The organism is Enterovibrio coralii (genome assembly GCF_001559595.1).
Lineage (GTDB): Bacteria > Pseudomonadota > Gammaproteobacteria > Enterobacterales > Vibrionaceae > Enterovibrio > Enterovibrio coralii.
This window is the reverse complement of record NZ_LNTY01000059.1, coordinates 102,234-116,288: the sequence shown is the minus strand read 5'-3', so window position 1 is coordinate 116,288 and position 14,055 is coordinate 102,234. Positions and strand designations below refer to the sequence as shown.

12 protein-coding genes, 1 other RNA gene and 2 pseudogenes are annotated in these 14,055 nt (G+C 48.2%); 4 read left to right on the top strand and 11 right to left on the bottom strand.

Annotated elements, in window-relative coordinates:
* Positions 1–2: 2 nt before the first annotated feature.
* The 4 genes from ATN88_RS23160 to ATN88_RS23145 all read right to left on the bottom strand — a co-directional run bounded on the left by ATN88_RS23160 (position 3) and on the right by ATN88_RS23145 (position 3,600).
* Complete coding sequence (locus tag ATN88_RS23160) at positions 3–1,883, bottom strand: Mu transposase C-terminal domain-containing protein (RefSeq protein ID WP_067419871.1); 1,881 nt, start codon at positions 1,881–1,883, stop codon at positions 3–5.
* Positions 1,880–2,506: a TnsA endonuclease N-terminal domain-containing protein gene (locus tag ATN88_RS23155; protein WP_157490794.1), complete on the bottom strand. Its 627-nt coding sequence runs from the start codon at positions 2,504–2,506 to the stop codon at positions 1,880–1,882. The genes ATN88_RS23160 and ATN88_RS23155 overlap by 4 nt, the downstream gene beginning before the upstream one ends.
* Before the next feature lie 130 nt (positions 2,507–2,636).
* Positions 2,637–2,733: signal recognition particle sRNA small type (gene ffs, locus ATN88_RS23150), an RNA gene on the bottom strand.
* Between the two features lie 135 nt (positions 2,734–2,868).
* Complete coding sequence (locus ATN88_RS23145; protein ID WP_067419869.1) at positions 2,869–3,600, bottom strand: VP0952 family biofilm-associated protein; 732 nt, start codon at positions 3,598–3,600, stop codon at positions 2,869–2,871.
* A 156-nt stretch (positions 3,601–3,756) separates the two neighbouring features.
* Here ATN88_RS23145 and ATN88_RS23140 point away from each other — a divergent pair, with 156 nt between their 5' ends.
* On the top strand, positions 3,757–4,068 hold the full coding sequence (locus ATN88_RS23140) for an MGMT family protein (protein ID WP_067419868.1): 312 nt from the start codon (positions 3,757–3,759) through the stop codon (positions 4,066–4,068).
* On the opposite strand, the gene ATN88_RS23135 is transcribed toward ATN88_RS23140, so the two are convergent.
* Complete coding sequence (locus ATN88_RS23135; protein WP_067419867.1) at positions 4,065–4,484, bottom strand: YbaY family lipoprotein; 420 nt, start codon at positions 4,482–4,484, stop codon at positions 4,065–4,067. The genes ATN88_RS23140 and ATN88_RS23135 overlap by 4 nt on opposite strands.
* Positions 4,485–4,711: 227 nt before the next feature.
* On the opposite strand from ATN88_RS23135, the gene tesB reads away from it, so the two are divergent.
* Complete coding sequence (gene tesB / locus ATN88_RS23130; protein ID WP_067419866.1) at positions 4,712–5,578, top strand: acyl-CoA thioesterase II; 867 nt, start codon at positions 4,712–4,714, stop codon at positions 5,576–5,578.
* A gap of 49 nt (positions 5,579–5,627) precedes the next feature.
* Here the strand turns inward: tesB and ATN88_RS23125 are convergent, their stop codons facing one another.
* Positions 5,628–6,551: a porin gene (locus tag ATN88_RS23125; RefSeq protein WP_067419865.1), complete on the bottom strand. Its 924-nt coding sequence runs from the start codon at positions 6,549–6,551 to the stop codon at positions 5,628–5,630.
* A gap of 289 nt (positions 6,552–6,840) precedes the next feature.
* Here ATN88_RS23125 and ATN88_RS23120 point away from each other — a divergent pair, with 289 nt between their 5' ends.
* Positions 6,841–7,221: a VOC family protein gene (locus ATN88_RS23120; RefSeq protein ID WP_067419864.1), complete on the top strand. Its 381-nt coding sequence runs from the start codon at positions 6,841–6,843 to the stop codon at positions 7,219–7,221.
* Between the two features lie 25 nt (positions 7,222–7,246).
* Here ATN88_RS23120 and ATN88_RS23115 read toward each other — a convergent pair whose 3' ends face one another.
* The 4 genes and pseudogenes from ATN88_RS23115 to ATN88_RS23100 form a co-directional block, all read right to left on the bottom strand.
* A complete protein-coding gene (locus ATN88_RS23115; protein ID WP_067419863.1) occupies positions 7,247–7,879 on the bottom strand; it encodes a helix-turn-helix domain-containing protein in 633 nt (210 codons plus the stop codon).
* A 15-nt stretch (positions 7,880–7,894) separates the two neighbouring features.
* Positions 7,895–9,693 (bottom strand): annotated as a pseudogene (locus ATN88_RS23110) (ABC transporter transmembrane domain-containing protein).
* Positions 9,693–11,434: pseudogene (locus ATN88_RS23105) on the bottom strand (SmdA family multidrug ABC transporter permease/ATP-binding protein). Before ATN88_RS23105 ends, ATN88_RS23110 begins: the two co-directional pseudogenes overlap by 1 nt.
* Positions 11,435–11,510: 76 nt before the next feature.
* Positions 11,511–11,975 (bottom strand): Lrp/AsnC family transcriptional regulator, encoded by a 465-nt coding sequence (locus ATN88_RS23100; protein ID WP_067419862.1) that lies wholly within the window; start codon positions 11,973–11,975, stop codon positions 11,511–11,513.
* 190 nt (positions 11,976–12,165) lie between these two features.
* Between ATN88_RS23100 and ATN88_RS23095 the strand changes: the two genes are divergently transcribed.
* A complete protein-coding gene (locus tag ATN88_RS23095; RefSeq protein WP_067419861.1) occupies positions 12,166–13,239 on the top strand; it encodes a PLP-dependent cysteine synthase family protein in 1,074 nt (357 codons plus the stop codon).
* A 78-nt stretch (positions 13,240–13,317) separates the two neighbouring features.
* Here the strand turns inward: ATN88_RS23095 and ATN88_RS23090 are convergent, their stop codons facing one another.
* The gene (locus ATN88_RS23090; protein WP_157490793.1) at positions 13,318–13,986 is read right to left on the bottom strand and encodes a pirin family protein; all 669 of its coding nucleotides are present in this window, start codon (positions 13,984–13,986) and stop codon (positions 13,318–13,320) included.
* Between the last annotated feature and the right edge of the window lie 69 nt (positions 13,987–14,055).

Genomic DNA, 14,055 nt, shown 5'->3' with positions numbered 1-14,055 from the left:
CACTAGTAGCCATCCAAATTACTGATCATATCGTCCCAATCGTCGAGTAAACCTTTAACTCCTTCATCCTTTGAATCTTTCTTTGCGGCCTTTGAGGGTAAAGCAACGGTTGAATTTCCCCCCTGCTCTACACCAGAAAATTCGGCCAACTTCCTCTGCCCTCTTTCTCGTTTTACCTTGCTTGGCAACAACCTATATTCTTCTTGCTCTTGCTGCACACGTTGATGAATAGCCAATCTAGCCTTCGCCAAACTCAATACGTCAATACTCCCTTCAATAAACTTATGATGTGAATGAGCAAGCACTTGGTGTTGATGCCATGAAAGGTTCTTTGTATAGCCAATAGGGTCTTCGCAAGGGACTTCTAAGTAGCCGTCTAACTCTTCCAGATAGACAAATATTCTGGATATATCATCGGGGTCAATTTTCACCAACTTCTTGCGGCTACTTTCAGTTTGGGGATAGCGTTTTCGATACTCAGAAAGCTCAGGGCAGTCATACCTCAAATGCTTAATTTTAAAACCAAGCCTGGTCAATGTCGGTTGCCACTTCACTCCCATTACTACGGTGAGTTTGTCGATATCTTCCTGAGACATGGCTAGCGGCGGATAATCTTCATATCCTTGCTGCCAAAGCTTTGCAGGTATGCGAGTTTTTCTGGAATCAGCGTCGTGATGGTACACATCCACTATCCAGCGATGAAATAACTCGATGAAAGTAGAGAATCGAATAACAGCATCTTTTTCAGGGTTGTATTCCTCTTTTTCCAACACACTGGAGAAGGTTTTCCCAGGAAAAGGGTCGAGAAATTTCTGGTTAATCGTGCCAAACAGTCGTTCAACGAATGGTTTGAGCCAAGGTTTCCTAACAGGGTTAAACTGAATGTTAATCCCTGACTCCAAGCATGCTTGCGCTAAGCTCTCGCTCCAAAACTCTGCCCCATTATCAACAACCAACGTCTCGATTTTTCCACAACAAGGCCAGTCATGTTGGAAGTCGCTGGCAATACTATCAAGGTAATCCTTGGGCTTGGTCGCATGGATAATTGCTTTACTCACTGAGTCATAGCTTGGTGCTTTGTAACCAAGGTGGAAGCCAACTATGCAGGAACTAAATACATCGATGAGCAAGGTTAAATACGGTCGGCCAAACGGAACAAAAAGCTCATCATCAATCAAAATGAGATCTAGCGGTGTATGGTCAATTTCAACCTTTTCTAAAATGCGCGTCGGGGGCTTGTGAGCACTGAAATAACCATACCACTGATCCGCCATAAACTTGCCGTGCCTTGCGACAGCTACCTGATAGGGCGGAAGCTGCTTAATGCGCTTTTTGAAGCCCGAATAGGACAGTGGCTTTATAACACCCTCAACAAGCCTTTCATTGCTAAGTAATATTTGATCTTTGTAGTACTCATAGGCCGTAGTCATCGAGGGTCTTCGGGCATTTAAAAATCGTTCCAGCGCATCATGAAAAATAGCGCCATCACCGGTATTCTTTAATTCGTAATTACCTTTGCGATGATGCTTTGGAACCAACGCTGTGATCTTTCCACCCGACAATTCATAGCTTTTTCGCCAATTGCATACCACTCGGCTTTTTGGTGGGTCTGATTGCCCTGTTTCTTCAAAGTGCTGCTGGATTAGCGGGTTAAGGTTTTTAGGTGTCCAGCCACCATTGAGGTTTTTATTGATAAAGGCGAGTAATCGAAAGCGTTTGATCGCTTCTTCTTTCAGGTGTGCAGGATAGCTATCAAGATCTCTTTCTATTAGCTTTTGTGGTTCTTTGGGTGGGGAGCTATTTGGTTTATATTCCGAACTCGATGATGGCGAAAATTCATTGCTGAACAGTGGTAGGCTATCGTCGTCATCACTGGAGTTCATGCTCCAATCCACACCACACTGTGCATGCCAAATTTCTCTTTATTCAATTCTGCCTGCAATTGCCCACGTGAAATTAGCGCCAACGCATTGGCTTTTAACTCTCCACTAGAGACATGAACTCGTTGTGACAAGTCATTAATAGAGACTAACCCACTTGCTCTCACCACTTTGAGTAGCTGCGCTTGTATAGCGTTGATGCCAACGATACCTGTATAGCGGTGCAATAGCTTCAGATTGTATAGGACTGGATTAACTCTGATTTGGTTATCGGTTACCAATGAAAGAGGACACCCCAAAGATTTTGCTACTTCCATTTTGCCGACAAACTTCCGACGAAACTCATCCCCTTCAATTTTGCTGGCAGGCTTTATCTCCAGAAATACCTCACGTCTATCTTCATAGCTAACCCGAAAATCTGGTGTATAAGGCAGCTTTTTACCTTCAAATTGATAGTAAAAGCCTTCTGGCTGAGCCTCGAAACACACAATGTCTTTACAATATTCGAGGTGAAAGCAAGTATCGAACTCTAAGGCGGATTCAACGGTAAGAACAGAACCATTCTTTAAGCTGCAGAATTTAAAGAGATTTTTGACGCGAGAGTGCTTTAGATTGCGACGATACATGGGCATTTACCGCATGTTGTTTTGTTACAGATAAAGGTAGTTGTGCAATCTTATGGTGTCAATTTGCAAACTTGTGGTGCTAATTTGCAGACTTATGGTATCAGAAACAGAAACGCTAGATGGGTGGAAGCCTCCCCAGCCACATCCCGGCACACACGTCCCAAGCGCGGGCTGCTTCCTTCCGGACCTGACCCAGTACACAAGTTAGTGTTGCGGGAGGACCAAGGAGGCCTCCATAGATTTGATACACCGTCCGAAATCTGTCGAAGAATCGGTTGGTTCGAGCGCATTATGTGGGAACCCAACCACCAATGCAAGGGCTTAGCGGCGTTTAAGCGATTGAATGGCGAGATTTTACCCGCTTACTCTTCTTCGTTCTCTGTGTTGATCAAATAATCCCCGAGCCATGCGATGGTGAGAGACAGCAACCAAGCGACAAACACCGGATTCGGCACACTGAAATCGGGAATCACTACGATGGTTGCAAAGGCAATGGCAGGAAGAATTACGCTCAGTTTGTCGCCTCTGTCTTCACCGCCAAGTCGATTTAGCTCTTGCAGTGACAAGGCCAACACACTGCCACAAAATGCCAATAATGCGGCTTGTCCCCAGCCACCCGCAAAGAGTGCAAAAATCAAAAGTGCAGGCCACCAGCTAATGGTTTTTACAGGCTTCCAGAAATGCACTGAGACCCAAACCATCATGACGCAGACAATTTGCAGCAAGGTATAGCTCATTGCGCCGCCTAGCTTCTGGTCACTTTGTAGCGCGAGCACGCCACATTCCATGGCGATAACCACGGAAATCACGAGAACCGATACTTGCCAATTGCGTTTAACGCCGGTGATAAGAACAAGCGCGGGCAGTATCATCCAAAGGCTGAGCGAGATTGAGATCGGCTGATAAGGCGTAACCGCACCGAATCCAACCAGACCCAATGCCAGAAACCAAACGGCGATGCCGCCACGAGCAAAGAAAAGCGCAGGAATTGCAAACGCAATCAAGGGAATGTTGCCGTCCGCAATCGCGAGTGAAAGCGCCGCTCCCACCACCATCACGGCTGACGTTATCATGAGCATTGTCGAATACCACATAGCCACACCTCCTTGCGCTTCTATGTCGACCTCATTGTGTTACCAAGGTGTGCTTTCTTTAGAATCTTGTGCCCTTTCTTTTCTCTTTGTTGGTGCACACTTGGTATATTGTTCTTACTTTTATTTTGTCCGATTGTAGCGATGACTGCTTTAAATATGCCTAATTTTGATCTGCAAATCTATGCTGTACTGGCGCAGATCCCACAAGGAAAAGTAACAACTTACGGCGACGTCGCAAAAATGGCGGGCTACCCGCGCCACGCTCGTCATGTCGGCAAATTATTGGGCACCTTACCCAAGGATAGCCGCCTGCCATGGTTTCGGGTGGTGAATGCTAAAGGTATGATTTCACTGACAGGTTCGCGCTTTACGCGACAACGAGAATTGCTGTTGGATGATGGTGTCGAGGTAAAAGAAAACGGCGCCATTTCAATGCGCCGTTATCGTTGGGATGGAGAACCTGCTTAACGCTGTGCGCTAACCACTTGGATTCTCACATTCGTCGTGTTGTTTGGATCGGTAATCACGTTGTATGCCGTGTCACTGATGAACATCAACTCACCGTCTACTTCAATCTTCGCACTCACACTGTAGGTGTGGTTTGGCTTAATTTCTGATGGCGAGTAGCTAAGATTAAACGGCAGTGGCACCTGCTGACCTTCTGTGATGTAAGACTGGCTGCTAATCACATCCATGGGTGCGTCTGCCAAAGACACATCCGCCAGCGTTACCGTTAGCTTCGCGTTATCAGGCAACGCAATGCGCTGAAGGTAATACACATCACCTTGAATATTTGCCATGTCTCTCTCTTCCATGAAATTACTGCATGCTGTGAATGCGAGCAGCGACAGTGCCGCAAAAAAACCGAAAAACACCTTTTTCATGGTACGAAGCTCCAACTTCTTAGCTGTATAGAGAAAACTAACAATAGTGTAACAGCTATTGAATAAAAACCCGCACCCAATTAATGGGTTTAAGATCACAGGTTTTCACACTGAGACACTCTAGCTCTGGTATATTAACCTCTAGATTCCAAATAATTTATGGATAAATTGAGAGGAATATGTCATTTCTTTGTCAATTTATGCAATGTGGGTGTGTCAGAGGGTTTATGAGCACAAAACTGGAAGAGTTGTTAACACTGCTCAAGCTAGAACAAATCGAAGAAGGAATTTACCGCGGCCAAAGTGAGAATCTTGGTTTGCCACAAGTTTACGGCGGACAAGTTATTGGACAAGCCCTTTCTGCCGCGAAAGGCACAGTGGACGGCGACCGCTTCGTCCATTCATTTCACAGCTACTTCTTAAGACCAGGCGATCCGGAAAGACCGATCGTCTATGACGTAGAAAACCTGCGTGATGGTGCCAGTTTCAGCACTCGCCGCGTGAAAGCGGTTCAATACGGCCAACCGATTTTCTACCTAACGGCCTCTTACCACAAAAGTGAGCCCGGCTTTGAGCACCAATCCGCCATGCCCGACGTGGCTGGCCCAGAAGGCTTGATGTCAGAAAAGCAGTTAGTGGATGCTATCGCTCAACACCTGCCGAAAAAGTTACTGGAAACCTTCGGTGGTGAACGCCCGATTGAAGTGCGTCCGGTAAATATCATCAATCCACTGCAACCTCAGAAAACCGAAGCAAAGCAATATCTTTGGATCCGCGCCAACGGCAAGATGAGTGATGATCTTCGAGTGCATCAATACTTGCTGGCTTACGCTTCTGACTGGGGCTTTTTGACCACAGCCTTACAACCGCATGGTGTGACTGTGATGACACCAAAACTCAAGGTTGCCACCATTGATCACGCGATGTGGTTCCACCGTGAATTCCGTATGGATGAGTGGCTGCTGTTTGCTATCGACAGTCCTTCAGCGAGTGGTTCTCGTGGCCTTGTTCGCGGTGAAATATTCAACCAACGCGGCGAGCTTGTTGCTTCGGCAGTCCAAGAAGGTTTGATGCGTCAAAGCAAAAAATCCTAAAGAAAAGGCCAGCTGTAACGCTGGCCTTTTTTATAGCAGGTAGGAAGACTTAGAAGTCGTAGCGAACGCCAGCTTGCAGTTGGTCTTCTTTACCTTTGATACCTTCAAACTTGTAACCCAGGTAAGTACGGAAGTGGCCGTTAAACTTGTATACCGCTTCTGCAGCAAAGTTGTTTGCTTCTTCAGTGTCCGTATCGTCGAACTCGCCAAAGTTATATACCGCCACCAGCTTCAGTTGTTTGGTTGCTTTGTATTGTGCAGCCGCTTCGAAGCCTGTGTAGTCTTTATTGCTTTTTGAACCTGTGGTGTAAAGCGCGCCTAGCGTAATGCCGCTTTGTGCGTACTGAGCAACAAAGTTAAATTGGTCATCTGACTCCGTGCCAGCGTCCTGAGACACATAACCAGCCCCCACGCTTACTGGGCCAAGGCCGTACATTGCTGAGATGCCATAGCTGTCGGCATCTTTCTCGTCTGCTGCGATGTAGTTTGCCTGAATTGACAGCGCATCAAACTCGCCCGCGTACAAGAAGTTGTTGTCGCGCTTGTCTTTGTTGCCAGAAACTAAATCCGCAGCGTCACCGCCAAACGTCGCCATCACATCGGTAACGTCCGTCAATTGCACTTGCGCAGAATCTTGCTTACCGTAAGAAAACTCACCCGCTGCTGTACCAACACCCGCGAAGATGTAGCGATTCTTCAGGCTATCATCACCAGAAAATTCTGCTTCATACTTACCAAAACCGTACAGGTCATCTGAAAGCTCAGTCTTTCCTTTCAAGTGAACGCGAGCACGAGATTTATCTTCAAATGAGCTGTTGCTGTCGCTTTCATTGTCATCAGACACATTGAAACGCGCTTCAGCACGGCCACCGACTTTCAGAACAGTACCTTCACTGTCGTAAACCGTTGCCGCATTGGCTGGAATCGAAGTCAGAGCGACAAGCATTGCGGAAGTTAACACTGCGATTTTCATTTCTTACTACCTTATTGTATTTGAGGGGCTTTCCTGCCCAATAAATAAAAAGCGGGGCTAAAGGTAGAAGAGAAAAATGACGATTGGGTTTCCATCCCATGACGTTTTGGTTCCACGGAAATGACGAAACGATGACGAACGATCAAGCTCTCATTTCATTGAAATTATGAGGATTTTCACTCATCGCGACGCTCGAGAGAAATCACTCAATATGTGGTGTCGGAAATATTCAATACACGCCATTTGGACAGGATTAAGCTAAAGAAAAACCACTTACAAGGATGCTGACATGATTTTTCGTTACACGATTTTATACGTCGAAGACGTGGCAAAAACCCTGTCGTTTTATGAAAACGCCTTCGGTTTAACGCGGGGCTTTTTGCATGAAAGTGGTGATTACGGAGAGCTTGTCACTGGCGAGACCAAGCTGGCCTTTTCATCCATGGCATTGATGAAAGACTTGGGAAAGAACCCAAAAGCATTGGATGACAATTCACCGAGTTTTGAAATTGCATTTGAAACCGATGATGTAAAAACCAAGCTAGAAAAAGCCTTAGAAGCGGGTGCTGTGTTGGTTCAAGACGTCGAACACATGCCATGGGGACAAACCACGGCCTATGTGCGCGATATCAATGGCACCCTCGTTGAGATTTGTACCGCGGTTAGTTAGGCAAACGCTCAAAGACATCCGTGGCTCAAAAGCCCGGAGCGGTGAGCTGACGTAAAAGATCATGGCGATCTTTTAGCACCAAAGGCGTAGCCCCAAACCAACGTTTGATGTCCCGCGTAAGGTGCGCCTGATCGGCGTACCCTTCATCAAAAGCCACATCGCAAAGCGGCTTCCCCTCACCTATGGAGAGTGCGCTTTGGCGTGCTCTTGCCAATTGGAGCCAGAACACCGGCGAGGTCCCCGTTTCGCGAGACAAACAGCGTTGAAGCGTTCGCTCACTGACGCCAAGCTTTACCGCTAATGAAGAGGCTTTGCCTTTGTGTATGCGCGTTTGCGCCAGAATGTCTGACAAGTTCGCGCTGCAATGCGTGAAGGTAGAAATCTTGTCTTCGACATCAGAAGGGGAATCGCCGAGAACCGTCAGCAGCTTATCTTCATCTATCCATGTGCCCGGTGCTAAACGAAAGCCTGTCATCACAACGTCAGGCTTCATATCCACCTCAATGGTCTTGGAGTAAAGCGGAGAAATATGGACAGACATTTCATCACCGTGCTTGGTGACAATCACATCCCGACAACCATCTGGCACCACGCTGAGCGATGCAATTTCTTTGACAGAAGACTGCCAGATATCAATGACGGTATCGGGATGGGTCATGATGTTCCTCGCCCCTTATTCAGTTAGACTGCTACTCGTTACACTGCTTTGATCCGATTCCGCGCAGGCATGCTCAATCTCTTCAAGGTGCGCGCGGGTTTGTTGCAGCTGATACATCTGCCAGTATCGCCCTTTTTGTGCCAACAACGCTTGATGATTGCCCTGCTCCTCAACATTGCCGTGATGCAGCACCATGATGTGGTCGGCATCGGCAATCGTTGAAAGACGGTGAGCAATAACCACTATGGTCATGGATTGGCGCAATGCTGCCAATGCTTTTTGCACCCGCTCTTCGGTGCCCGAGTCAATGTTCGCCGTGGCTTCATCCAAGATCAGGATCTTAGGCTTTTCGACCAATACACGAGCGAGTGCCAGTAACTGCTTCTGCCCCGCTGACAAGGCAATTTCGCCAACACCAATCGGTGTTTCAAGCTTGCTTGGAAGCTGATTAACGTAATCCGCCAGATCAACACGCTCTAACGCTTCCCAGACTTGCTCATCCGAAACCTGACGACCAAGCGTCACGTTTTCTCTGAAGGTATCAGAAAGTACGTGCGGGTCTTGCTGCACCATCGCGATGCCAGAGCGCAAAGCCCGTTGAGTAAATGACGATAATGCTCTGCCTCCCAACGCAATTTCGCCCGTTTGAACCGGATAAAAGCCCATGAGCAGTGACGCTAAGGTACTTTTGCCGCTCCCCGTGTGGCCAACAAGTGCCAGAAACTCGCCTTCCTTCACCTCAACGTTGATGTCATTCAACACTTTGGTTTTACCGTCATAGCTAAAATGAAGGCTGTTGATCGCGATGTCACCAGACGCCAATGCCCTGTCATCATCTCCATACTCATGTGCTTTGGCGTCCATGAGTTCAAACAAGCGCTCTCCCGCCATGATGGCCTGTTGCAGCAATGACAGGCGCTGCATCAGTTCAATCAAAGGCTCCGTCACGCGGCCTAGGTAGCTGATAAAGGCGTAAAGCACACCAACACCAATCACCTCGCTGCCCGTCCAGCCGAAAATCGCAGCCAGAGACAACAGTGCCATGCCTGACAAAAGATCAATCAGCGGGCGAAGGAAGATACCGTTGATTTTGACGATCTTCACCTCGGTCGAGAAATGCAGGTCGGTCAGTGAAGCAAATCGCTCAGAAAAACGCTGCTCTTGTCCCATCAGCTGTATCAGGCTCATCCCTTGAATTGACTCGCTCATTACCGAGTTAATGTCAGTCAGAAGGTCACGAGAGTCGCGGTACGCTGATGAAGAGCGGCGTTGGTAGTAGTACATCACCAAGACGACAGTTGGGATCAAAATGGCGACGACAACAGTGAGTATTGGGCTGAGCAAATACATCGCCGTCAACATGGCAATGATCAGGCACTGGCTTGAAGAAAACTCGCCACCACCTGCACGTACAGCTCTTTCAACGATTCCGTATCATTCGTCACGCGAGAAACCAATTTCCCCGCAGGCACATAATCAAATGCTGACAAGGGTTGGTTGATAATGCTGGCGTAAACCTTCTTTCGAATGGTCTGCACGATGTCGATAGCAATGCGACTAAAACGAATGCCATAGGCGTAATGCAAGACACCAGAAAGCACGGTGACAGTGATATAGCCAACGGCTAATGCCCAAAGCATGGTTGGCGGGTAGATGTCTTTCGCGACATAGTCATCGAGGAAGATACGAATCAACCAAGGGCCGCTCACATCCGCTACAACAGCAAATAGCAGGAACATGGCGGCTATCGCGAACGAAGTTTTGTCTTCCAGCAGATAGCTCAAAAGGCGTTTCAGGGTTTCACGTTTGCTCATTACGCCTCCTCCAATGCTTGTTCCAGTTGCTGGTAACGCTGCATTTCTGCATACCAACCATTCGCCGCCAATAACTCGTTGTGTTTACCGCGCTCTTCAATATGTCCGGCCTGCAAAACGATGATCTCATCGGCAGACTCCAATGCAGACAGTCTGTGTGCAATCACTACGGTCGTTTGATGCTGTGCTCTGTCGTGAAGGTTCTTCAAAATGTGATGCTCAGTTCTGCCATCAACGGCAGACAATGCATCATCCAGCACCAAGATTTCAGCGTCTAACAGCAACGCACGGGCGATGGAAATACGCTGCTTCTGACCGCCTGACAAGGTAATGCCCTTCTCGCCAACCAGGGTGTCGTAGCCTTCTCTGAACTGCATAATGTCTTCATCGATACAGGCGAGTTCAGCTGCCGCGCGAATTTCTTCAATCGTGGCATCGGGCTTACCCAACGCGATGTTGTCAGCAATGCTTCTTGAAAACAGGAATGGCGTTTGCGTGACCACCGCCATCTTGCCGCGCCAATCTCCCAGCTTGAAATCTCGAAGGTCGATATCGCCATACTGCAGTCGGCCTTGCACTGGGTCTTCAAAGCGAAGCATGAGCGACAACAAGGTGGTTTTCCCACTGCCCACAGGCCCAGCGATGCCGAGCATTTTTCCTGGTTCAAGGGTCACGGCAACATCGCGAAGCACCGGGTGCTCATGACCTCGCCACGTAAACTGGTCAATATTGATGGACAGTGTCGCTTTCTCCGTCGGGAGTGCCGCCTTACCATCCACCAGATCTGGCGTGGTATCGAGAATTTCCTTGATGCGTTTCCACGCGGCAGAGCCACGTTCGATGATGTTGAACAACCAAGCGACCGCGAGCATCGGCCAAATCATCAAGCTTGATAGAGGGTAAAGGCAGTGAGCTCACCCAACGTCATCATGCCGTTTGCCACCATGTAGCCACCGCCACTGATTGAACAGAAGAACGAGGTACCAATGGTGATGTAAATGACAGGGTCAAACATGGCATCGACTTTGGCCACTTCCATGTTCTTATCGCCCGTGTCATCAGCCACGGCGTTGAATCGTTCGATTTGCTGCGCTTCCAAACCGAATGCGCGGATCATTCGAATGCCATTGAGCGAAGATTGGGTTTCATCAGACAGCGAAGAAAAGGCCGCCTGTGACGACGTAAATCTGTGGTGAAGCTGCTCACCGAAACGGTTCACAAGAATGGCCATGACAGGCATTGGTGCCAGTGCCAGTAAGGTTAGCTCCCAGCTCACCAAGGTCGTCATCACAATAAGCACCGCAAGCCCCATGATCAGGGAATCGGCGAGCGTTAATACCCCCTCGCCCGCTGTCATCACGACCGCTTTAACGTCATTGGTTGAGCGCGCCATTAAGTCGCCGGTGCGATAACGATCGAAGAAAGGCGGCGCGTGGGTGGTGAAGTGGCGATAGAGCTTGTCACGAAGCACAGTGCCTAATTCAGCAGCTGCCCCAAACAACCAGATACGCCAGACGATACGGAGTGCGTAAATGACGAGCCAAAGTGCAACCAAAGCACCTAACACGAGGAACATTTGGTTTCGGCTGATATCGCCCGCCATGACGCCATCCACCAGCCAGCCAATGGCTTTGGGTGGGATCAGCTCAAACGTTGCGACAAAGAAAAGGAGAATGATTGCGCCAAGATAGCGTTTCCACGCCATCTTGAAAAACCAACCTAGCTCTAAAAATATGCGCATTCTTCCTCCCTTGCGCGACTATGTTACTCGTCAGGTCTATGAGTTGCCTGATTGAGATTGCGGTACGTCCTGTTTGTTATAGTGGCAATGCGGTGGTGTATTTCAATGGCTCCATCGCAAACGTAGACGTGACATTAGTGAGTCCTTCAATGCTGTTAACCAGCTTTTTGTAGAAGCGGTCATACGCGCCCATGTCGGCGACTTGCACCTTCATCATGTAGTCGTATTCCCCTGCCATGCGATAGCACTCCATGACTTCAGGAAACGGCGTCACGGCGTCGACAAACTTTCGATACCAAGCTTCAGAATGGTCCGAGGTTTTAATGTGCACAAACGCGGTAAAGGAAAGCCCTAGAGCTTCCGGATCCAGCAATGCCACACGCTTTTGCAGTATGCCGCTCTCTTCCAGCCGCTTTAAGCGTTTCCAACACGGCGTGGTCGTCAGGTTGACGTGCTCGGCAAGCTCAGACAACGACAATGAGGCATCTCGCTGCAGCCAGTCAAGCAATTGTCGGTCTACTTTATCCAGTGAAATTGTCATTACAGATCAGCCTAATGAAGGGCAAATATTCTACTAGGTCATGTTAAAGGGAAAATTTTTCCTTTTCAAAGTCATTGGCGACTGTTTTTTTCTACGATATAGGTATTTTCACCAAAAAATAGCAAAAAAATACTCTTAACAAGCACTTATAGTAATCACATCCCTACGCTTATTGAGAGAAGCAATAATAATGACGAATAAATGCTGTTCTGCTGCCACCTGTAATTGGACGTGTGAAGCGATTCGTAAGATCGAAGCTGACGTTCAACGTTCTGCGGACACCCATCTGATCAAACTGGATTTGCCATATTTCGAAGAGTGCGACATCGACATCTACCTGAAAGATGAAAGCACGCACCCAACGGGTAGTCTGAAACACCGCCTTGCACGCTCACTTTTTCTCTACGGTTTGTGTAATGGTTGGATTAACAAAGACACCACCATCATTGAATCGTCTTCAGGCAGCACCGCCATCTCAGAAGCCTACTTTGCGCGCCTGCTTGGCTTGAGATTTATCGCCGTTGTGCCAAAAACCACAGCTAAGAAAAAGATTGAACAGATCCAGTTCTACGGCGGTGAAGCGCACTTTGTTGAGCGCTCAGACGAAATTTATGCAGAATCTCGCCGTTTGGCGGAAGAGTTGAACGGTCATTACATGGACCAGTTCACTTACGCCGAGCGCGCAACCGACTGGCGCAGCAACAACAACATCGCAAACAGCATTTTCAGTCAGATGAAATACGAGCGTTACCCAGTACCAAGCTGGATTGTGATGAGCCCGGGCACAGGCGGCACTTCTGCCACTATCGGTCGTTTCATTCGCTATCGTTGCCACCAAACACAACTGATGGCGGTAGACCCAGAAAACTCCGTGTTCCATGAGTTCTACAAAACGGGTGATGCAACCCTGACGCTGGATCGTGGCGGCAAAATTGAAGGCATCGGTCGTCCACGTGTAGAACCAAGCTTTATCCCGGGCGTTATCGACCGCATGGAAACCATCGCAGATGTCGACAGTGTGGCAACCGTGCATTGGCTGGAAGGCATTCTTGGCCGCAAAGCAGGTCCATCAACAGGCACTAACCTGTTTGGTGTGTTGAAGCTGGCAGAAGAGATGAAAGCGCGCGGCGAGAAAGGCTCTCTGGTTACCTTGCTTTGTGATAGTGGAGACCGCTACCTCGACACCCATTTTGATGACAACTGGGTTGCTGAAAACATTGGCGATATCCATCCAACCTTGGATTATCTGAAGAAATTCAATTAATCATCCCGAATTAGAAAAGGCGTTTTATACGCCTTTTCTTTTTTTCCGCTGAAACCAGACGGGCTATCTGTACGGATACTAAGCCTCAATGATCGTCAGATGAATCTCATCTGATTCCACCACGAGAAAACCGCCGTTTCCTTGTACCAAGGAACCATCTTTCACTAGGTGATCGTCAACCAATGCTCGGCCATTTACGGCATACAGCATATAGTTCTCAGGTAGCGACAGGCTTTGACCTTTGGTTAATCGCCCCACATAGATGCGTGTCGATGAAGAAAAGGTATCCGTCTTCCACTCATGGTCATCACCGTAAATCTGCGTGAGTTCACCCAACCCGATTTCATAGCTTTTGTAGTCTGCTCGTTCTCCCTCGGTTTCAGGGAGTGCCCATACTTGCAATAATCGGCAACGAAATTCTGCGGGATTGATTTCATTGTGACTAAACCCTTCTCCACCCGCACGTTGAACCTGCACTTCATTCGCTTTCAATGAACGTCCATGCTTCATCGACCCTTCGTGCTGCAAGTCGCCTTCAAGCATCACAGTGATCACATCGACTTCTCGGTGGCTATGCATTTTGCTCTCACCGAAAGGCAGATAACGCGCATCAGCCAGATACACAAATTGCCCCAACCCATCCCAGGTATTGTCTTTGCCACCCAGTTTTTTATCTACCACCAAACGGGTTTCTTCTATGCCTGCAAACCCGCCTCGCGGCAGGCTGTCTCTCTCCAGTATTTTCACGCTCACATCCTTGTATTTATGGGTATCACTAGTTTGCATGTAGTGGAAAAAATATCACCTGTAGGATCA